This is a genomic window from Erythrobacter aureus (assembly GCF_003355455.1).
In the GTDB taxonomy this organism is placed as follows: domain Bacteria; phylum Pseudomonadota; class Alphaproteobacteria; order Sphingomonadales; family Sphingomonadaceae; genus Qipengyuania; species Qipengyuania aurea.
Window position 1 is genome coordinate 145,697 of record NZ_CP031357.1, and the last position, 20,839, is coordinate 166,535.

Consider the following 20,839-nt stretch of genomic DNA (forward strand, 5'->3'; position numbering starts at 1 on the left):
CCGGAGCAATAGGGACTTGGACAGCTATCCGGGACCAGCCGAGTGGCCCCTCAGCGCCGGGTAAGCGCTTCCTCGCTTTGCGCCATCAGCTTGCCGATGATGACCGCGACCGGCTCTTCTTCCTTGAGCATGCCGACAGACTGACCTGCCATCAGGCTGCCATTTTCGACATCGCCATCGATAACCGCGCGGCGGAGCGCGCCAGCCCAGTAATGCTCGATCTGCAATTGGGCCTCGGCCATCGCGATGTCCTCGCGGTCGAGGATCGCGGCGACTTCGCGCTGCTTGGCGGTAAACTCTTCGGTGCCCTTGTTCTTGAGCGCGCGCACCGGGATTACCGGCAGGCGCGGGTCGACCTGGACGCTGGCAATCGCATCGCGGGCACTGGCGCGAAAGAAGGCTTTCTTGAAGTCCGGATGGGCGATGCTCTCGCACGCGCAGGCGAAGCGCGTGCCGAGCTGGACGCCCGCCGCGCCCATTTCGAGGTAGCCCGCAATGGCTTGTCCGCGACCGATACCGCCAGCGACGAAGATCAGGTGATCCTCGGCCAGTTCGGGGAGCATTTCCTGCGCCAGCACGCTGGTCGAAACCGGGCCGATATGGCCGCCTGCTTCCATGCCCTCGATTACCAGCGCGTCGGCGCCCGAGCGCAGCAGCTTCTTCGCCAGCGCCAGGGTTGGTGCGAAACAGATGACCTTGGCCGGATGGTCGCCGCCCTTGATCGCCTCGACACTACCCTTGGGCGGGATGCCCCCGGCCAGCACGACATGGCTCACACCAGCCTTATCGCAGACCTCGATAAGGTCGAAAAGCTGAGGATGCATGGTGATGAGGTTCACGCCGAAAGGTTTGTCGGTCAGCTTTTGCGTCTCGGCAATTTCTGTCTCGAGCAGCTCGGGCGTCATCGCTCCGCAGGCAATCACGCCGAAGCCGCCCGCATTGGAAATGGCCGAAACCAGATTGCGTTCGGACACCCAGCTCATCGCGCCGCACAGGATAGCGGTTTCGCTGCCGAGAAAATCTGCGCCGCGCTGCATCAGGCGGGCGGTCTTGGGATAGTCGTTCATCCGCAGGGCGCTTAAGCCCAGCTCGCCGTTACGGCAAGCCGGGATGCATCAATCGCCATAGACGATCCGCACCCGGTGCGCCGCATCGCGCGCCTTGCGACGGGCCTCGTCGGTATCGCCTGCGCTCGCCAGTGCCACACCCATGCGGCGGTAGGGGCGGCTGGTCGGCTTGGCGAAGATGCGCAAATCGGCGCCATCGGCCATGGCTTCGGCGAGGCATTCATAGGACAGGCTGGCGCTGTCGCGCTCGGCAAGGATGACGGCGCTGGCGGCGGGGCGCGCGCGCAACTCTGCAGGGATCGGCAGGCCCATCACCGCGCGGGCGTGGAGATCGAATTCGGTCAGATTCTGGCTGACCAGCGTCACCATGCCGGTATCGTGCGGACGCGGCGAAAGCTCGGAGAAGATCACCTCCTCGCCCTTCACGAAGAACTCGACCCCGAACAGGCCATAGCCGCCCAGATCGTCGACCACCGTTTTCGCCATTTCCTGCGCCCTGGCGATCGCGGCATCGGACATGGGCGTCGGCTGCCAGCTTTCCTGATAATCGCCGCGCTCCTGCCGGTGGCCGATGGGCGGGCAGAAGGTGACGCCGCCTCGGTGCCGCACGGTCAACAGAGTGATTTCGTAGTCGAAATCGACAAATTGCTCGACGATTACCCGCTGCCGGTCGCCGCGCATATTGGCGTGAGCATAGTCCCAGGCCGCCTCCAAATCCTCTTCGCGGCGCACGGTCGACTGGCCCTTGCCGCTCGACGACATGACCGGCTTGATCACACAGGGAAACCCGGTGTGCTTCGCAGCGGCCCTCACCTCTTCCAGGTTCTTGGCATAGCGGTATTTCGAGGTGACGAGGCCCAGCTCGTTCGCCGCGAGGTCGCGGATGGCATCGCGGTTCATCGTCAGCTGCGCCGCCCGCGCCGAGGGGACGACGGTAAAGCCCTCCTCCTCCAGTTCGGCCAGCACCGAGGTTCGGATCGCCTCGATTTCGGGCACGATATAGTCGGGCCGGTGCTTCTCGGCCGCCTCGCGCAGCTTCTCGCCATCGAGCATGGAGAACACTTCGCGCGCATCGGCAAGCTGCATCGCAGGCGCGTGGTCATAGGAATCGCAGGCGATCACATAGGCCCCGAGCCGCTTGGCCGAGATCACGAATTCGCGCCCCAGCTCGCCCGAACCGAGCAGAAGGATTCTCGCAGTGTGGCTCACGCCGCCTCGTCCGCGGCATCCAAGCCATATGCTGTGTGCAGCACGCGAACCGCCAGTTCGGTTTCGTCCTCGTCGATCAGCACGCTGACCTTGATCTCGCTGGTGGTGATCGCCTGGATGTTGATCCCGCGATCGGCCAGGGCAGAGAACATCGTGCTGGCGACGCCCGCATGGCTTTTCATCCCCACGCCGACGACGCTGATCTTGGCGATCTTGCTGTCGGTAATCAGGCGGTTGTAACCGATATCCTCGCGCTTATCCTCAAGCAGCGCCTGCGCACGCGCGAGGTCGGCCTGCGGAACGGTAAAGGTCACGTCGGTCTCACCCTTGTCGCGGCCGACGTTCTGGATGATCATATCGACATTGATGCTGGCCGCTGCCAGGGGCTCGAAGATATGGGCCACCGCGCCGGGCTTGTCGGGCACGCGGGTGAGGATCACCTTGGCCTCGTTCTTGTCATGCGCGATGCCGGTCACGTGCTGGCGTTCCATATCGCCCTTCTCCACCAGTTCGTTCATTTCTTCCTCCGACACGATCATCGTGCCGGGGTATTCGTCGGCAGGGATGGCATCCTCGCCGACGAAGCTTGAGAGAACCTGCACGCGCACGCCCTCTTTCATCGCAAGCCCGACCGAGCGCGTCTGGAGCACTTTGGCCCCCACGCTCGCGAGCTCGAGCATTTCTTCATAGGTCACCGCCTTCTGCTTCTTCGCCTTGGCGACGATGCGCGGGTCGGTGGTGTAGACGCCGTCGACGTCGGTGTAGATGTCGCAGCGATCGGCCTTGATCGCCGCCGCAACGGCCACCGCCGATGTGTCCGACCCACCACGCCCCATGGTGGTGATACGGTTCAGTTCGGAGACACCCTGGAACCCGGGAATGACGGCGATCTCGCCTGCTTCAAGCGCTTCGATCAGTGCCGGGGAATCGATCGTCTCGACACGCGCTTTGGAATGGCTTTCGACCGTGCGCACGGGCAGTTGCCAGCCGAGCCAACTGCGCGCCTTGCAGCCCAGCGATTGCAGTGTGAGCGCCAGCAGACCGCTGGTCACCTGCTCACCGCTGGCGACGACCACGTCGTATTCCGCCGGATCGTAGAGCGCATTGGCCTCGCGGCAGAAATTGACCAGCCGATCGGTCTCGCCCGCCATTGCGGAAACCACCACCGCGACCTCGTGCCCGCGCGCCGCCTGTTTGCGCACGATATTCGCCACGCGCCGAATGCGCTCGGTCCCCGCCATGGAGGTGCCGCCGAATTTCATCACGATACGGGCCAAGCGCTGGGGTCTCCGTGCTGGAATTACCGGGATACGGCTGCTAGCCAGAGCGCATGAGCGATGCAACCACGCAGCCGAGTAGCAATACTTCGGCCAGCACAAATTCCGGCCCAACGATCCGGCCCGACGAGGCCGCGCATTTCGGCAGGCTGGCCAAGGACTGGTGGGACCCGAAGGGCTCGTCCGCCATGCTCCACCGGCTCAACCCGGTGCGTCTCAAGTTCCTGCGCGAAGCGATCGACCTGCATTGGGCGGTCGATATCGAGGCGCGCAACCCGCTTACCGGAAAGAGCGCGCTCGATGTCGGCTGCGGTGCGGGCCTGCTATGCGAACCACTCACACGGCTGGGGGCTGAGGTGACGGGGGTCGATGCCGCACCGGAGAATGTCGCGGCCGCCGCGCTTCATGCGGAAGGCACGGGGCTCGATATCCGCTATATCGCGGGCGAGATCGGCGGCCTCGACATCGACACCTTCGATCTCGTCACCGCGATGGAGGTGATCGAGCATGTCGCCGACAAACGGGCCTTCGTCGCTGCGCTCGCGGAGAAGCTGGCGCCCGGCGGGCTTATGGTCCTTTCCACTCCCAACCGCACGCCGCAGTCGCGTCTGCTGATGATCGGCGCCGCGGAAGGCATCGGGCTGATTCCCAAGGGCACGCATCACTGGGACGATTTCATCGCGCCCGAAGAACTGGGCGAACTGCTCGACGAAGCCGGGCTCGAAATGGGTGATCCGAAAGGCATCGGCTTTTCGCCCACCAAGGGCCTGCACCTGTCCGGCGATCTATCGCTGAACTATATCGTCACCGCCCGAGCGCGCTGAGCACCAGCGCGGGATCGTCGGTAAATACGCCATCGGCGCCCGAGGCGCGCACCATGCGCGCGAGCGTGCCAAGATCGCCCGCCGCGCCCTGCCCAGCCCCACGGCGTAGCGCGGGCGGGAGGAAGGCGTTCTCCTTACGCAGCGTCCAGGGATGAACCTTTAGACCCACCGCATGCGCGTCACCGACAAGGCCTGTCGAAGTGCCATCGGCTGACAGAACATGGCCGAGATGCGGACCAATTCCATCGGCATAGCCCGCCACTTCGGTAAGACCCGAAGGAGTCAGTATATCAGCCCAGCTCGTCGCGGGTTCGTCATAGGGGCCGCCTTGGGATGAAATCAGCAGCACAAGAGGGGTTTCGACCAGCGCATTCAACCGCTTGAGCGGCCCGACCTCGAAGACTTGCACGAAGACCAGATCGTCCGCATCGTCGAGATCGGCCTTGCGCAGGGCGGTGGCGAGCAGATCGACCGTATCGATTCCTGCCTCTTGGAACAGCCAGGTCGGGTGCTTCAATTCCGGATAGATGCCGATCCGCCTGCCGGTCTCGGCCTCTTTTGCCCGTACCAGTGCGGCGATCTCCTCAAAAGTAGGGATCTGATAGAGGCCGTCGAAACGCGCATTGCCGGGGCGCAGGCCCGGCAGCCGCTCGCGCACGCGCAGGCTGCGCAATTCGGCGAGCGTGAAGTCCTCGGCGAACCATCCAGTGACCAGCCGCCTCTCTATCGTCTTCGAGCGCTTGCGATCGGCAAACTCCTCGCGGCTCGCGACATCGGTCGTTTCGCCAATCTCGGTTTCGTGCCGGGCGACGAGCTGCATGTCCTTCGTGGCCACCAGATCGGGCTCGATGTAATCCGCCCCCTGATCGATCGCGCGCTCATAGGCCGCCAGCGTATGCTCGGGCCGTTCGCCGCTGGCCCCGCGATGCGCGATCACTATGAAGTCCTGCGCCGTCGCCGCTGCCGCCGATGGGACGGCCAGCGCCGCAAGGATCAGGAGAAGTGCGCGGACCATTCGTCTTCCTTGAAACCGACCAGCAGGGTGCCGTCATGTTCGACGACGGGTCGTTTGATCATGGAAGGGTTATCTTGCAGCAATTTGACGGCCTTGGCCGCATCGACATCGGCCTTCTCCTCCTCCGGCAGCCCGCGCCAGGTTGTGCCGCGGCGGTTGAGCACGGTATCGACACCCTCGGCCTCGATCCATTCGGCGAGCCTCGCGGAATCGGCACCTTCCTTCTTGTAGTCGTGAAAGACATAGTCGAGCTCCCGCGCGTCGAGCCATTTGCGCGCCTTCTTGACGGTGTCGCAATTGGGGATGCCGAAGATATGGATGGTCAAGTTGCTTGTCCTGAAGTTTGAAACACCGGGCAGGCGACCCGGGCGGGAAAAGCGCCGGGGTCGAAAGGGCCGAAGGTCCAAGGCTCTGGAGCAAGGAATCGCAGCCGCATGCGCGTGTCATTAACTTGTTGGATCGCGGCGGGACAGGGCGGAATGACACGAACGGTACGGACAAATGACGCCCCGACAAACATCGATCCCACCAGTTGGGATTTTCTCCCAACCTTGGGGATTTCGCCTCTATGGCAAGCTGCCCCATTGGCAATGAATTCCCCGTTTTCTGCGGTTTCCCGGATTTGGCACGGCTCCTGCAATCCTTCTGGCATCCGGCAAGACAAACTCGCCGACACGTAAAACGGAAGGAAATGCACCATGTTCGCCTCGACCAACCAGAACGTCTTCGCCGCCGCTTTCGCCATCACGGTTTCGGCAGTGCTGTTCGCAACCGCCATCGTTCCCGCCAGCCCGGCAGTCTTCGCTTAATTCGATCGCGAAAGGCCGGAATCCACCTCGGCATCTCCCGGCACGAAAGGACCTCAGCCATGTTCACCTTCGCCAGTCGCAGCCTTTACGCCGCAGCCTTCTCGATCGCGATCTCCACCGCGCTGTTCGCGACGGCGATCATCCCGGCGAGCCCGGCCGCTTTTGCCTGATCGAGGCCAGAAGCCGCGCACGGACATGGCGCAACCGTTCGAGCCCTGCGTTTTGCGCTAGCGCTTCGGAGCCAGATGCGCATCGGCAATCGCCACCGCCAGCGCATCGGCGGCATCGGCCCCGGCAATCATTGCGCCGGGCAGCAGAATCTTGAGCATGGCCTGGATCTGCGTTTTGTCCGCCCCGCCCGTGCCGACCACCGATTTCTTGACCAGCCGCGCGGCGTGTTCATTCACCACCAGCCCCGCTCCACCGCATGCTGCCAGTACGGCGCCCCGCGCCTGCGCGAGCTTGAGCGTCGATTGCGGGTTCTTGTTGACGAAGATCTCTTCGGCAGCCGCCCGATCGGGCCGATGCGTGGCGATGACCTCCGCCAAGGCCTCATGCAGCATGGCCAGCCGTTCGGCCATCGGCGCCTTCGGATCGGTCGGAACCTGTCCGTTGGCGACATGCGCGATGCGCGAGCCCTCGGCCCGGATCACACCCCAGCCGGTGCAACTCAGCGAGGGATCAAGGCCAAGAATGATCATGGGCGTTCCCCTACCACTCGGGCAGGCCGATCATGAAGCCGAGCCGCCAGGCAAGTGCCAGCAGGAAAGCTCCGCCCAAAACCGAGGCTAGGAGCCAATCCCGCAAGCGCATAGCGAAAGGTCCTATCCGCCGACCTTGTCCATCACCTCGTCGGAGATGTCGTAATTGCCCCAGACGGTCTGAACATCGTCGTCATCCTCGAGCGCGTCGATCAGCTTGAGCAGGGTTCCGGCACCCTTCTCGTCCATTTCGACGGTGAGGTTGGGTTTCCATGCGAGCTTGACCGTCTCGGCTTCGCCAAGCGTCTTCTCAAGATCGCCGGCGACCTGGTGCAGATCTTCCGCCGCAGTCCAGATCTCATGACCGTCTTCGGAGGACGAGATATCGTCCGCGCCCGCTTCCATCGCGGCTTCGAGGACCTTTTCCTCGTCGCCCGCATCGGCCGGGTAGAAAATGAAACCGAGGCGTTCGAATCCGTGCGCGACCGAACCTTCGGTGCCGAGATTGCCGCCATTCTTCGAAAAGGCAGTGCGTACGGCAGTGGCGGTGCGGTTGCGGTTGTCGGTCAGCGCCTCGACGATAATGGCGCTTCCGCCCGGGCCGTAGCCTTCGTAGCGGACCTCTTCGTAATTCTCGTCATCGCCGCTGGTCGCCTTGTCGATCGCGCGCTGGATGTTGTCCTTCGGCATCGACTGCGCCTTGGCGTTGTTGACGGCCAGGCGCAGGCGCGGGTTCATATCCGGGTCGGGCATGCCCATCTTCGCGGCCACGGTGATTTCGCGGCTGAGCTTGGAAAACAGGTTCGAGCGCTTCTTGTCCTGCGCGCCCTTGCGATGCATGATGTTCTTGAACTTGGAATGGCCGGCCATGGTTTCGCTTTGCGTAGCTGAGATGGTTGGACGTATTCTCGCGAGAGAATCTTGGGGGTCGCCTTAGCCGCATGGATGCAATCACGACAAGTGGCGAGAGCGCGGTGACGCCTGCCATGACCATGCGGGGCGAATGGAGCCGGTTCCTCGGCTTCCTCCGGCGTCCGGTCCTGCCGACACGTGCGCCCCTGCCACAGGTGGCAGGCCTGATCGCGGTGCTGCGCCTGTTCGCTCTCGACCTGCTCGTGATGAGCGGATTGCTGGCAATCGCCGGGATCGTCATCGCGACGGGTGTCGACATGCCCGAAACGGCGCTGGCCGGAATGGACATCGGACCAGGTATCGTTTTCGCGGTGGTGGTTGTGGCGCCCCTGGCAGAAGAAATCGCATTTCGTGGCTGGCTATCGGGGCGACCGGGGCATCTGCTCGCCTTGGTCGCGCTCGTGGGCGGCGGCCTATCCGCTACGCTACTGCTGAGCGCGGCTGGCTTTTCTTACGGCGCGGATGCGCTGGAAACCGGGCTCGCCGCCATGGCACTAGGCACATTGGGTGGCGCGCTGCTGGCACTGGTGGCGCTTTATCTGCTACGCCGACGCGAGGCCATGAGATGGTTCCAGCGGTGTTTTCCGCTGTTTTTCTGGGCCAGCACGCTGGCTTTCTCGCTTGTCCATCTGTTCAACTTTCCAGCCGATCAGATGGCCACGGCGCTGCCACTCGTACTGCCGCAGCTCGTGACCGGCACCATGCTCGGCTATCTGCGCGTGCATTATGGCTTGTGGGCAAGCATTATGCTGCATGCCCTCCACAATGGCGCTTTCATCTCGCTGGTTTTGCTCGCGAGCAGCGGAGCCTAGATCAGATCTTGACCGCCGTCCCGCTGGCGGAAACCATCAGCATCGAGCCCGTATCGCCGATCACCTCGTAATCGAGGTCGATACCGACTACGGCATTCCCGCCGCGCGCGCCGCATTCGGCCTGCAGTTCCTGGATCGCCTGCTCGCGCGCATCGGCGAGAATGCGTTCGTAACTGCCCGAACGCCCGCCGACGATGTCGCGGATATTGGCGAACAGATCACGGAACAGGTTCGCCCCGACGATCACCTCGCCGGTGACGATGCCGAGATAATCCTGAATCGGCCGCCCCTCGATCGTCGGTGTGGTCGTAACAATGATCCCGCGGGCGTCTTTCCAGGGGCCGGGCATGGTCTCTACTCTCCTCACTGCCGAGTGTGTTACATAGATAGATCACACCCAGCCAGATTCAACCCCGCAGGCGAGAGCACCGGCCGGGCTCAGCCCATGCCGAGCGCGGCCTTATAGGTGTCGAGGATGGTTTCCTGCTCGCTGCGCTCGTCGGGCTTCATCTTCCGCAACTTGATGATCTGGCGCATGATCTTGGTATCGTAGCCGACCGCCTTGGCTTCGGCATAAACGTCGCGGATGTCGTCGGCGATGCCCTTCTTCTCTTCCTCGAGGCGTTCGATGCGCTCGATCAGCAGGCGCAGGCGGTCGTCGGTGGCTTCGGCCATGAAATGCAAACTCCGGTGATGTGAGAATCGCCCGTAGGCGAGAGGCAAGTGCGATAGCGCCGCCCGACTGCAGGCGAAACCGCCCTTTTCGATAATTTCCCCTAGCGCAAGTCAGCCTTGTTCCGCGTGAGACTGGCTTCCATTGCCGCGATCTGCTCTTCCGTAGCGGGGCTCTGGCGGGTTGCCTTCCATTCATCCATCGGCATTCCATGGATGAGCTCGCGCGCCGCATCTTTGTCGCCCGCATAGCCTGCCTCGCGGATCCAGTCGGCAAGGCAATTGCGACAGAAACCCGCCAGCCCCATCAGCTCGATATTCTGCGCATCGTGGCGGTGGCGCAGATGGCGCACCAGGCGCCGGAACGCCGCCGCCGCTACGGCATCCTCGAGTTCGTCAAGCGGGTCGTTTGCATTCGTAGTCATCGTTTCATCGTCCTTGCTTTGTCGCACACCGCTGCCATAGCCGATTTCCATGGCAGAACCCGCACCAAAGCTCGACCCGCGCGGCCGCAAGGTCAAGATCCTCGCCACTGTCGGCCCCGCCAGCCGCTCGCCTGAAATGCTCGCCCGCCTGTTCAAGGCAGGGGTGGATGCCTTCCGTGTGAACATGAGCCACGGCGAACATGCCGATCACGGTCAGACCATCGCCGCTATCCGTGCGCTCGAGAAAAAATTCATGCGCCCGATCGCGATCCTCGCCGATTTGCAGGGTCCCAAGCTGCGCGTAGGCAAGTTCAAGGACGGACAAGCGGTGATCCGCCATTCGGGCCACTTCACGCTGGACCGCAATCCAGAACCAGGCGACGACACGCGCGTCGAACTGCCCCATCCCGAGCTGTTCGGATTGCTCGAGAAAGGGCAGCGGCTGCTAATCAACGATGGCAAGATCCGCCTTAGGGTGATCAGCGCCAACACTGACAAGATCCTGTGCTCGGCAGAGGTCGGCGGGGTCATTTCCGATCGCAAGGGCGTCAACGTGCCCGATGCCGAAGTGCCGATCCCTGCCTTGACCGACAAGGACCGCAAGGACCTCGCCTTCGCCATTCAGCAAGGCGTAGACTGGATTGGCCTGTCTTTCGTCCAGCGCCCTGAAGACCTTGCCGAAGCGCGCAAGCTGATGGGCGGCTACGGCGCGCTGTGCGCCAAGATAGAAAAGCCGATGGCAGTGCACCGGCTCGACGAGATCATCGATATGAGCGACGGTATCATGGTTGCGCGCGGCGATCTCGGCGTCGAGCTGGAACCGCAGGAAGTCCCCCCGCTGCAGAAAAAGATCGTCAACAAAGCGCGCCTCAAGGGCAAGCCGGTGATCGTTGCGACGCAGATGCTGGAAAGCATGATCGAAAGCCCTGCGCCGACCCGGGCCGAAGTGTCGGACGTCGCCAATGCGGTCTATGACGGCGCCGATTGCGTAATGTTGAGCGCCGAGACGGCGGCGGGCGACTGGCCCGAAGAGGCCGTAACCATCATGCATCGCATAACGCATCAGGTGGAACGCGACGAAGCCTATCTCGAACGCGTGCGCCTGCTCGATACTCCGCCCGATTCCACCACGGCGGATGCGCTGGCCCATGCCTGCATGACCGTGGCCGACACGGTTCCCGTGAGCGCGATTACCGTCTTTACGGGATCGGGTTCGACCGCCCGCCGCGTCGCGCGCGAGCGGCCCAGCGTGCCGATGCTGGTCCTCACCCCCAGCATGAAGACCGCCCGCCGCCTTGGCCTGTTATGGGGCGCGCATGCAGTAGCGACCAAGGACATCGGCAGCTTCGAAGAGATGATCGCCAAGGGTAAGCGCATGGCCCTGCGCCATGGCTTCAGCGAAGCGGGCAGCAAGCTTATCGCGCTGGCCGGCGTCCCCTTCGGCACGCCCGGCTCGACCAACCTGCTTCACGTCGTCACCGTGAGCGGCGACGAACTGGACAAGCACGGGGGCTAAGGCGCGACACGCTCCTTCATGATGCGCTTGTTGCGCGCATCGACGAGGCGGAAGGCCTTCATCACCGGAAATCCCCGGTCAACGCGGCTCTCATGGCCGAGCATCCAGAGCTGCTGATAGAACCAGTAGATTCCGGCAAAGCCATTGATTGCCTTCACCATTTGGAAGCGTTTCAGAAAGCGGAGCCAAGGCGGCAGCAGGTCGAGATCGTCTTCGTAGCGGACAAGTTCCTCCGCACCGCCAAACAGCGCGTTTGGTGCATCGGTATCGACGCATAGCGGGCGGCCGAGACCGATCACATCCGCCGCGCCGCTGGCCAGCGCCTGCTCCATCGCGGCGCGGGTGCGGAAGCCACCGGTGACCATCAGCGGGACTGCAACCTCGGCCTGCATGGCCTTGGCGAAATCGACGAAATAGGCCTCGCGCGCAGCGGTCGACGGGGCGACATTCTGCACTTCTTCCTCTTCCATGCCCTCGACGCCCATCAGCTTGGGCTGTTCGTAAGTGCCCCCCGATATCTCGATCAGATCGACCGAGGCCGTCTCGAGCCATTGAACAACTTGCAGGCTGTCCCCGAAATCGAAGCCGCCCTGCTGGAAATCGGCGCTGTTGAGCTTGACCGAAATCGGGAAGTCCGGCCCCACGGCGGTGCGCACTGCCGCAACGATCTCAAGCAGAAAGCGCGCACGATTTTCCAGGCTGCCGCCGTACTTATCAGTGCGCAGGTTCACGCGCGGCGAGAGGAATTGCGAAATCAGGTAGCCGTGCGCGCCGTGGATCTGGACGCCGGTAAAACCCGCCTCCTGACAGGCCTTCGCGGCAATCGCCCAGCGCCGGACGAGATCGGCGATCTCGTCTTTCGTCAGCGGCGTTGGCTTGGCGAACTGTCCGCCGGGAAGCGCGAGCTGGACGTCGGAGGACGATTTGGGGTGCGGATTGACCAGCTTCTGGGTCTGCCTTCCGCCATGGCTGATCTGCGCCCAGAAATGATTGCCGTTGCGCGTGGCCGCCTCCGCCCAGCTGGCCAGCCGGGCCTTCATGTCGGCATCGGGTTCCGCCTCGATAACGACATTTCCGGGACGCTCGAGATGGTCCTTGTCGACGATAATATTGCCCGACAAGAGCATGCCCGCGCCGCCATCGGACCAAATCCCGTACAACCGCTCGAGTTCGGGCGTGGGCTTGCCGTCGGGCGTCGCCAGGCCTTCGGTCATCGCCGCCTTGGCTATCCGGTTGGGGAGCGCCGCCCCGCACGGCAATTGCAGTTCCGAAGCGAGCGTGACGGCCATTTGTAGTCCTTCCTATCCCCGTGCGGCTGCCTCCAGCCGCTTGCGTGCCTGCTCTTCGCCGATCAGCGGCAGCAACTCTCCCATGTCGGGGCCGTGGGCCATACCCGTCAAGGCCTGTCGCAGGGGCAGGAACAGGCTCTTGCCCTTTCGTCCCGTGGCCTCTTTCAGCGCCCCTGTGAGAGCGCGCCAGGGTTCGTCGCCCCATTCGAGCAGTCTGGCCGCTTCTTCGAGATAGGCACGGTCGTCTTCCGAAAGCTCGGGCTGTTCGATCGGGCCGATCACCAGCCGCCACCATTCGGCGGCCTCGGATACATGCGAGAGATTCGGCCGGATCGCATGCCAGCCGGCTTCGTCGATGCCGTCCGTCAGCCGGTCTGCCACATCGGCGAAAGCGAGCTGATGCACCAGCGCGGCATTGATACGCTCCAGCTCTGTCTCGTCGAACTTTGCGGGAGCACGCCCGAAGGTCGACAGGTCGAACGTGTCGAGCAGCACTGCCCGATCGGCGATCGGTTCGACGGGCAATGAAGTCCCGAGTCGCGCCAGCAATGCAATGATAGCCGTCGGCTCTATGTCCCGCTCGCGAAAGGCATCGCAGCCGAGCGAGCCGAGGCGCTTGGACAGTTTGCCCTCCTTGCCGACCAGCAGCGCCTCATGCGCGAAAGCAGGCATCTGGCGCGCCGGATATTGCGCAGCAATAAGCGCGGTAAACATCTGAATTTGAACTGCGGTGTTGGAAACATGATCCTCGCCGCGCAGCACATCGGTCACGCCCATGTCGAGATCGTCGACTGCGCTCGGCAGCATATAGAGCCAACTGCCATCGGCCCGGCGGATGACCGGATCGGACAATTGCGCCGGATCGAATTTCTGTGCACCGCGAACGCCGTCGTTCCAAGCGATCGGTTCGTCATGTTCGAGCTTGAAGCGCCAGTGGGGTACGCTTCCTGCGGCCTCTTTCGCTGCCCGTTCCTCTTCGCTCAGATCCAGCGCGCCACGATCGTAGATCGGCGGCAAGCCACGCCCCAGCCGGATCTTGCGCTTGAGCTCGAGCTCCTGCGGCGATTCATAGCAAGGGTAGACCTGGCCCGCCTGTTTCAGCGCGTCGAACGCCGCTTGATATTTCGCGAGCCGCAATGACTGACGTTCCTCGGCGTCGGGCACGATGCCCAGCCATGCCAGATCGGCGCGGATCGCCTCGATATAATCCTCGCGGCTACGCTCGGCATCGGTATCATCGATCCGCAGCAGGAAAGTGCCGCCGTTTTTCTTGGCCAGCATCCAATTGTGCAACGCGGTGCGGATATTGCCGACATGGAGCCGCCCTGTGGGCGAAGGTGCGAAACGGGTGACGATGGTCATATCCGCGCCGATAGCGGAGGGTACGCCGCTTGGCGAGAGGTCAGCTGGCGCGTTTGGCGCGACGTTTCAGCACGGCCTCGCGCGATTTACGATAATCGAGCAGGCAACTGTCCTCGCCGCGCATGGCGGCGGTGACCGCATCGGGCGTCTCGAAGTGTTCACCGGGGACGGGTTCGCAGATAAGATAACCCTGCGCCTCCTCGCATCCCAGTTTGCGCAAGAGATCGAGCTGCGCGCGCGTTTCGATACCTTCGGCCGTGGTTGCCATGCCCAGCGCCTCGGCCAGCCGGGTAATGCTGGCGACGATTGCCTGATTATCCGCCGAGGAATCGATCCCGTCCACGAAGGCGCGATCGATCTTTATCCGGTCGAACGGGAAACGCCGCAGGTAGCTGAGCGAAGAATAGCCGATGCCGAAATCGTCGAGAGCGATCTTGGTGCCCAGTTCGCGGAGCTTTTCGAGATTGCCGGTACAAACCCCATTTTCCTGCAACAGAACATGCTCGGTGATTTCGAATTCCACCCGCTCCGGATCGGTGCCATGGGCGTGGATCGCCTGCGCCACGACCTCGGCGAGGTGGGGGCTGCGCATCTGGGTGGGGGAAAGGTTGATCGCAATGCGGAAACTCCCGTCCCACTCGGCGGTTTCGGCGAGCGCCTGCCGGATGACCCATTCCCCGATCGGAACGATCATGCCCGTTTCTTCCGCCACGTAGAGAAATTCCGACGGGGTCATGATGCCGCGTTGCGGGTGGTACCAGCGCAAAAGCGCTTCGTAGCCGGCAATCTTGCCCGTATCGAGATTGATGACCGGCTGATAGTGCAGCCCGAGTTGGCCGCGCGCGATCACTTCGCGCAAATCGGCTTCGATGTCCCGTCGCTCGCGCGCGGCGCGGTCGAGCGCTTGGTCGTACAGTGCGAGTGTATCGCGCCCCTTTTCCTTCGCAGCAAACAATGCCAGGTCCGCGCAACGCATGAGTTCCTGCGCCTCGCAATTGCCATCCGTGCATTTGGCAATCCCGATACTTCCCGAAATTCGGTAGAAATGACCATCGATTTCAAAGGGCTCGCGAATGACCGCGAGAAAGCGATGGGCACGTTCTATCAGCATACCGGCGCCACCGCGCGCTTCGAGCAGAACGGCAAATTCGTCCCCTCCCAGACGCGCGACAAGATCCTGGCCCCGAACCTCCTGTTCGAGCCGCGTTCCGACTTCTCGCAGCAAGCGGTCGCCGACGAGATGGCCGCGCGTGTCGTTGATCGCCTTGAAATCGTCCAGATCGAGATAGAACAGCACCACATTGCGGGCGCGATCGCCCGTCGACAGAGCATTGCGCAACCGGTCATTGAAGAGATACCGGTTGGCCAGGCCGGTGAGATTATCGTAATGCGCCATGAAGGCGACGCGCTCTTCGACCAGCTGATCGCTGGTCACATCGCGCGCGACCCCGCTCATCCAGCCATCGTATCGCGGCCGCGCCGAGAGTTTCCAACAACGGGTTTCTCCATCAACTCTCAGTTTGACAACCAGATCGCGAAAACGGCTGCGGTCCGCCACGTGCCGCGCAAGACTGTCGCGTTCCTCCGAAGGCATGAAGAGATCGATGAATACGCTACTCTCCAGAACGTCGACTTCGCTCCCGGTAGCCGCGGCGAACCGCGCACTCACGTCGCGCAGTTTCCCCTCCGCATCGACCGTCCACAGCCAGTCTGACGATTGCTCCTCATAGTCATTGAGCAAGAGACGGACGGTCGATTCCGCTTCCTCCCTCTTCATCTCGCCAGCGATGGATCGCGCGAAGGCCCGTTCCTCTTCGAAGGTCAGTAGCAGGAGAGAACTGGCGAAAATGACAGTGAGCAGGGCGGTCGGCCACCCTTCGAACCCGGCGATCAGATACGTCGCCGACAATAGCGATACCGACATTCCGACAATGTGGAACACCGCCAAGCGCGGCGCCGCTCGCGTGACCAGCGCGACTGCGAAGAAGATCGCCGTGGCGACCGCGGTGAGTACGGCGAGTTCCGTATTCCGCACCACAAGTGCCAAATACGGAAACATGGCCATCCAGGCCAAGCTGCTGACCAGTTGGAGCAGGCTGATCCGCCACCAGTCACGCCGCGCCCGTGCGAGATCGAATTCTTCGGTCCCCACGCCCCGAACAAGCCAGATGAAAGCCGCGAGCAGCGCGCACTGGAAGAAGGCCCAGCCAAACAACACGGAAGGCGACGCGTCGTCGAGAAATACGTAAAGGAGAATGGAAATAGCCGCAAAAGTCGGCGGCAACGTAATTGTCACGCCGCTTTTGAAGGTACGCATTCGCCAGAAAAGCTTAAGCTTTTCCAACTCGTTGGCATCGATCGGAGATTTCAATCCGTTCGGTTCGCCCATAATTCCCCCGGACCATTGCGATTTGTCGCATTCCCGTCATATTTCGTCAATGCTTTGTCTAGTTACAGGAAAGTCATCGTCAGTACACGTCGTTCGGTCGAATGGCCCCCTATCCCTGGTTGGATGAGCACCCACGTTTGACGTGTCATGCGAAACGCCCCGGTGGATCGCTCCACCGGGGCCTTCCAATTTTCAGCCTCATGCCGGCAAGGTCGGCTTATTCGCCGTCCTTGGCGTCCTCGTTGAGGTAATCGCCAGCATCGGCATCGGTGCCGTGCGTTTCGCCTTCGACGCTCGCCAGCGGATCATCGCCGATTGCCGCTTCGGGGCCCTGGGCGAGTTCCGCCTCATGCTCTTCCTCTGCAGTGTTGGCGGCGATGATCGCCTCCTGTGTTTTCTTCCACTGGGCGCGCAGGGCGGCATCGCGGCTCGAGGCGGTGATACGCATGCGGTTCATGCCCGCGCCGGTGCCCGCCGGGATGAGACGGCCCACGATCACGTTTTCCTTCAGGCCGACCAGCGTGTCCTTCTTCCCTTCGACCGCGGCCTGCGTAAGCACGCGCGTGGTTTCCTGGAACGAAGCGGCGGAGATGAACGAACGCGTTTGCAGGCTGGCCTTGGTGATGCCCAGCAGGATCGGCGTGCCCACTGCGGGCTGCTTGTTCCGGCCCAGCTTCGAGTTGGTTTCGTTCAGCTCTTCCAGATCGACCTGTTCGCCCGGCAGCAGCACGGTGTCGCCACCGTCGGTGATCTCGACCTTCTGCAGCATCTGGCGAACAATCACCTCAATGTGCTTGTCGTTGATCTTCACACCCTGCAGTCGGTAGACTTCCTGGATTTCGTTGACGAGATATTCGGCCAGCGCCTCGACGCCCAGAACCTCGAGGATGTCGTGCGGATTGGGCGAACCGGAAATCAGGGTGTCACCCTTCTTCACGAAGTCGCCTTCCTGCACGTCGATCACCTTGGTCTTGGGGATCAGGTACTCGACTGCATCACCTTCCTCCGGCACGATCGCAATCTTGCGCTTCGCCTTGTATTCGCGAACGAATTCGATCTTGCCCGAAATCTTGGCGATGACCGAATTGTCCTTCGGAAGACGTGCCTCGAACAGTTCGGCAACCCGCGGCAGACCGCCGGTGATGTCGCGGGTTTTGGCAGCTTCGCGGCTGGCGCGAGCCAGAATGTCGCCCGCCTGGACCTCGGCCCCGTCCTCGACCGAAAGCGCGGTGCCCGGCGCCAGCATGTAACGCGCGGCCTCGCTCTCGTCGCCCGCATCGTTGAACAGGGTCAGGCGCGGACGCAGATCTTCGTTCTTCTTGCGGCCGGTGGTCTTGGTTTCGGTAACCACACGCTGGGCGATACCCGTGGCATCGTCGACGCGCTCTTCCATGGTCGTGCCATCGATGAGGTCCTGAAACTTCACCACGCCCGAGGTTTCGGTGATGATCGGCAGGCTGAACGGATCCCATTCCGCCAGACGATCGCCTTCCTTCACCTTGCCGCCATCTTTGTGCATCAGCACAGTACCGTAAGGCACCTTATGGATTTCGCGTTCGCGGCCCTCGGCATCGATCACCGCCAGTTCGCCATTGCGCGCGAGCGACAGGATGCGGCCCTTCTTGTCGGTGATGGTCGGCATGTCGCGATAGACGACCTTGCCGTCAGACACCGCTTCGAGATGCGAGGTCTCGTTGAGCTGCGCGGCGCCGCCGATGTGGAAGGTACGCATGGTAAGCTGCGTACCGGGTTCACCGATCGACTGCGCGGCGATGACGCCCACGGCTTCACCGATATTGACCGGCGTACCGCGCGCCAGGTCACGGCCGTAGCAGGTGGCGCAGACGCCGTGCCGGGCTTCGCAGACCAGCGGGCTGCGGATCTTGGCAACCTGGACTTCGGCTTCCTCGATGAGCTTGATCATCGGTTCGTCCAGCAGCGTACCGGCCTTGGCGATGACTTCGCCGGTGGCCGCATTGACGATGTCCTCGGCCACGGTGCGGCCCAGGATACGTTCGCCGAGCGATGCGATGACCGAACCGCCCTGCACGATGGCGCGCATGTCGAGCGAGTTTTCGGTCTTACAGTCGTCGACCACGATGGTGCAGTCCTGCGACACGTCGACCAGGCGGCGTGTCAGATAGCCCGAGTTCGCCGTCTTCAACGCGGTATCCGCCAGGCCCTTGCGGGCGCCGTGGGTCGAGTTGAAGTATTCAAGAACGTTGAGACCTTCCTTGAAGTTCGAGATGATCGGGTTTTCGATGATCTCGCCCGACGGCTTGGCCATCAGGCCGCGCATACCGGCAAGCTGCTTCATCTGAGCAGGGCTACCGCGCGCGCCCGAGTGGGCCATCATGTAGATCGAGTTGATCTCGGCCTGGACGCCGTCCTTGCCGATCGGGCGGGCCTTGATCTTCTCCATCATGGCATCGGCCACCTGGTCGCCGCAGCGGCTCCAGGCGTCGATGACCTTGTTGTACTTTTCCTGCTGGGTGATCAGGCCGTCCTGGTACTGCTGCTCGTAATCGGCAACCAGCGCCTTGGTTTCATCGACCAGGCCATCCTTTTCCTCGGGGATGATCATGTCATCCTTGCCGAAGGAGATACCGGCCTTGAACGCGTGGCGGAAGCCAAGCGCCATGATGGCGTCGGCGAACAGCACCGTGTCCTTCTGGCCGGTGTGACGATAGACCTCGTCGATCACGTCGGCGATGTCCTTCTTCGTCAGCAGGCGGTTGACGATGTCGAAAGGAACCTTGTGGTTCTTCGGCAGGCATTCGCCGATCAGCATGCGGCCGGCAGTCGTTTCGAACCGCTTCATGACGATGTTGCCGTCCTCGTCCGCCTGCGGAACGCGGGCGAGGATCTTGGTGTGGAGCGAGACCTGCTTGGTCTCGAGCGCCTGGTGCACTTCGGCCATGTCGCTGAACATCTGCAGCTTCTCGACCTTATTACCGTCGGCATCCTCGACATACTCGGGCTTGCCTTCCTGCCGCTCCATCGAGAGGTAATAGAGACCCAACACCATGTCCTGCGAAGGTACGATGATCGGCTTGCCGTTGGCGGGCGAGAGGATGTTGTTGGTCGACATCATCAGCACGCGCGCTTCGAGCTGGGCTTCCAGCGAAAGCGGCACGTGAACGGCCATCTGGTCACCGTCGAAGTCGGCGTTGAAGGCTGCGCAGACCAACGGGTGAAGCTGGATCGCCTTGCCTTCGATCAACACGGGCTCGAATGCCTGGATGCCGAGGCGGTGAAGCGTCGGCGCACGGTTGAGGAGGACGGGGTGCTCGCGAATGACCTCGTCGAGAATGTCCCAGACCTCCTTGCGCTCCTTCTCGACCCACTTCTTCGCCTGCTTGAGGGTCATCGAAAGACCCTTGGCGTCGAGGCGGGCGTAGATGAACGGCTTGAACAGTTCGAGCGCCATCTTCTTCGGCAGGCCGCACTGGTGCAGCTTAAGTTCGGGGCCGGTCACGATGACCGAACGACCAGAATAGTCGACGCGCTTGCCGAGCAGGTTCTGACGGAAGCGGCCCTGCTTACCCTTGAGCATGTCGGACAGCGACTTCAGCGGACGCTTGTTGGCGCCGGTGATGACGCGGCCACGGCGGCCGTTGTCGAACAATGCGTCGACCGCTTCCTGCAGCATGCGCTTTTCGTTGCGGACGATGATGTCCGGCGCGCGCAGTTCCATCAGGCGTTTCAAACGGTTGTTGCGGTTGATCACACGACGGTAAAGGTCGTTGAGGTCCGAAGTCGCGAAACGACCACCGTCCAGCGGCACCAGCGGGCGCAGCTCGGGCGGAATGACCGGCACGACTTCGAGGATCATCCATTCGGGGCGATTGCCCGATTCGATGAAGCTTTCGACGACCTTCAGGCGCTTGATGATCTTGGCCGGCTTGAGCTTGGACTTGGTGGTCGCGAGCTCTTCCAGCAGGTCCTCTTTCTCCTGCTCGAGATCGAGATCCATCAGCATGATCTTGACCGCTTCGGCGCCGATCCCGGCGCTGAAGGCGTCTTCGCCATACTCGTCCTGCGCTTCGAGCAGTTCGTCTTCGGTGAGGAGCTGGAACTTCTCCAGCGGCGTCAGGCCGGGCTCGGTGACGATGTAGCTTTCGAAATACAGCACGCGCTCGAGCTGCTTCAACTGCATGTCGAGCAGCAGGCCGATGCGCGAAGGCAGCGACTTCAGGAACCAGATATGCGCGACCGGCGCGGCCAGTTCGATATGGCCCATGCGCTCGCGGCGGACCTTGGTGACGGTCACTTCGACGCCGCACTTCTCGCAGACGACGCCCTTATACTTCATGCGCTTGTACTTGCCGCACAGGCATTCGTAATCCTTCACCGGACCGAAGATGCGCGCGCAGAACAGGCCGTCACGTTCGGGCTTGAACGTGCGGTAGTTGATCGTTTCCGGCTTCTTGATTTCGCCGAAGGACCACGAGCGGATGCGCTCGGGGCTGGCGATGCCGATCTGGATCTCGTCGAAGGTTTCGGGCTTCGCGAGCTGGTTGGTGAATTTGGTCAGTTCGTTCATGACTTATTCCCTTA

18 protein-coding genes are annotated in these 20,839 nt (G+C 62.5%); 4 read left to right on the forward strand and 14 right to left on the reverse strand.

Features of this window, described 5'->3' with window-relative positions; genetic code table 11:
• Window positions 1-50: 50 nt before the first annotated feature.
• Genes DVR09_RS00755 through DVR09_RS00765 form a run of 3 tightly spaced genes read right to left on the reverse strand, consistent with a single transcriptional unit; the run spans window position 51 to window position 3,553 of the window.
• Entirely contained in the window at window positions 51-1,067 is a 1,017-nt protein-coding gene (locus DVR09_RS00755) for an NAD(P)H-dependent flavin oxidoreductase (protein ID WP_115415243.1), read from the reverse strand.
• 48 nt (window positions 1,068-1,115) lie between these two features.
• On the reverse strand, window positions 1,116-2,276 hold the full coding sequence (gene purT / locus DVR09_RS00760) for a formate-dependent phosphoribosylglycinamide formyltransferase (protein ID WP_115415244.1): 1,161 nt from the start codon (window positions 2,274-2,276) through the stop codon (window positions 1,116-1,118).
• A complete protein-coding gene (locus DVR09_RS00765; RefSeq protein WP_115415245.1) occupies window positions 2,273-3,553 on the reverse strand; it encodes an aspartate kinase in 1,281 nt (426 codons plus the stop codon). The genes purT and DVR09_RS00765 overlap by 4 nt, the downstream gene beginning before the upstream one ends.
• Before the next feature lie 53 nt (window positions 3,554-3,606).
• Here DVR09_RS00765 and ubiG point away from each other — a divergent pair, with 53 nt between their 5' ends.
• Window positions 3,607-4,377, forward strand: a complete 771-nt coding sequence (gene ubiG, locus DVR09_RS00770) for a bifunctional 2-polyprenyl-6-hydroxyphenol methylase/3-demethylubiquinol 3-O-methyltransferase UbiG (RefSeq protein WP_115415246.1) — start codon at window positions 3,607-3,609, stop codon at window positions 4,375-4,377.
• Here ubiG and DVR09_RS00775 read toward each other — a convergent pair.
• Window positions 4,358-5,392, reverse strand: a complete 1,035-nt coding sequence (locus DVR09_RS00775; RefSeq protein ID WP_115415247.1) for a glycerophosphodiester phosphodiesterase family protein — start codon at window positions 5,390-5,392, stop codon at window positions 4,358-4,360. The two genes, ubiG and DVR09_RS00775, sit on opposite strands and share 20 nt — an antisense overlap.
• Window positions 5,371-5,718 carry an ArsC family reductase gene (locus DVR09_RS00780; RefSeq protein WP_115415248.1) on the reverse strand — a complete coding sequence of 116 codons (348 nt, stop codon included), beginning with the start codon at window positions 5,716-5,718 and terminating at the stop codon, window positions 5,371-5,373. The genes DVR09_RS00775 and DVR09_RS00780 overlap by 22 nt, the downstream gene beginning before the upstream one ends.
• A gap of 372 nt (window positions 5,719-6,090) precedes the next feature.
• Between DVR09_RS00780 and DVR09_RS00785 the strand changes: the two genes are divergently transcribed.
• Window positions 6,091-6,201: an enoyl-CoA hydratase gene (locus DVR09_RS00785; RefSeq protein WP_115415249.1), complete on the forward strand. Its 111-nt coding sequence runs from the start codon at window positions 6,091-6,093 to the stop codon at window positions 6,199-6,201.
• A gap of 227 nt (window positions 6,202-6,428) precedes the next feature.
• Here the strand turns inward: DVR09_RS00785 and ruvC are convergent, their stop codons facing one another.
• Entirely contained in the window at window positions 6,429-6,902 is a 474-nt protein-coding gene (gene ruvC / locus DVR09_RS00790; protein WP_115415250.1) for a crossover junction endodeoxyribonuclease RuvC, read from the reverse strand.
• Window positions 6,903-7,025: 123 nt separating this feature from the next.
• Complete coding sequence (locus DVR09_RS00795; protein WP_115415251.1) at window positions 7,026-7,772, reverse strand: YebC/PmpR family DNA-binding transcriptional regulator; 747 nt, start codon at window positions 7,770-7,772, stop codon at window positions 7,026-7,028.
• 71 nt (window positions 7,773-7,843) lie between these two features.
• Between DVR09_RS00795 and DVR09_RS00800 the strand changes: the two genes are divergently transcribed.
• Window positions 7,844-8,626 carry a CPBP family glutamic-type intramembrane protease gene (locus DVR09_RS00800; protein WP_115415252.1) on the forward strand — a complete coding sequence of 261 codons (783 nt, stop codon included), beginning with the start codon at window positions 7,844-7,846 and terminating at the stop codon, window positions 8,624-8,626.
• Between the two features lies 1 nt (window position 8,627).
• On the opposite strand, the gene DVR09_RS00805 is transcribed toward DVR09_RS00800, so the two are convergent.
• The 3 genes from DVR09_RS00805 to DVR09_RS00815 form a co-directional block, all read right to left on the reverse strand.
• On the reverse strand, window positions 8,628-8,945 hold the full coding sequence (locus DVR09_RS00805) for a heavy metal-binding domain-containing protein (RefSeq protein ID WP_115417702.1): 318 nt from the start codon (window positions 8,943-8,945) through the stop codon (window positions 8,628-8,630).
• A 119-nt stretch (window positions 8,946-9,064) separates the two neighbouring features.
• Entirely contained in the window at window positions 9,065-9,301 is a 237-nt protein-coding gene (locus DVR09_RS00810) for a DUF2312 domain-containing protein (RefSeq protein ID WP_006833088.1), read from the reverse strand.
• A 101-nt stretch (window positions 9,302-9,402) separates the two neighbouring features.
• Window positions 9,403-9,723, reverse strand: coding sequence for a DUF1244 domain-containing protein (locus DVR09_RS00815; RefSeq protein ID WP_115417703.1), 321 nt, complete (start codon window positions 9,721-9,723; stop codon window positions 9,403-9,405).
• Between the two features lie 49 nt (window positions 9,724-9,772).
• Here DVR09_RS00815 and pyk point away from each other — a divergent pair, with 49 nt between their 5' ends.
• Window positions 9,773-11,239 (forward strand): pyruvate kinase, encoded by a 1,467-nt coding sequence (gene pyk / locus DVR09_RS00820; RefSeq protein ID WP_115415253.1) that lies wholly within the window; start codon window positions 9,773-9,775, stop codon window positions 11,237-11,239.
• Here the strand turns inward: pyk and DVR09_RS00825 are convergent.
• From DVR09_RS00825 to rpoC, 4 genes are all read right to left on the reverse strand, one after another.
• Window positions 11,236-12,528 (reverse strand): NADH:flavin oxidoreductase/NADH oxidase family protein, encoded by a 1,293-nt coding sequence (locus DVR09_RS00825; RefSeq protein ID WP_115415254.1) that lies wholly within the window; start codon window positions 12,526-12,528, stop codon window positions 11,236-11,238. The genes pyk and DVR09_RS00825 overlap by 4 nt on opposite strands.
• Before the next feature lie 12 nt (window positions 12,529-12,540).
• On the reverse strand, window positions 12,541-13,890 hold the full coding sequence (gltX, locus tag DVR09_RS00830; protein WP_115415255.1) for a glutamate--tRNA ligase: 1,350 nt from the start codon (window positions 13,888-13,890) through the stop codon (window positions 12,541-12,543).
• Window positions 13,891-13,930: 40 nt separating this feature from the next.
• Window positions 13,931-16,207, reverse strand: a complete 2,277-nt coding sequence (locus DVR09_RS00835) for a putative bifunctional diguanylate cyclase/phosphodiesterase (RefSeq protein WP_162814801.1) — start codon at window positions 16,205-16,207, stop codon at window positions 13,931-13,933.
• A 289-nt stretch (window positions 16,208-16,496) separates the two neighbouring features.
• Window positions 16,497-20,825 (reverse strand): DNA-directed RNA polymerase subunit beta', encoded by a 4,329-nt coding sequence (gene rpoC, locus DVR09_RS00840; RefSeq protein WP_115415257.1) that lies wholly within the window; start codon window positions 20,823-20,825, stop codon window positions 16,497-16,499.
• Window positions 20,826-20,839 lie beyond the last annotated feature (14 nt).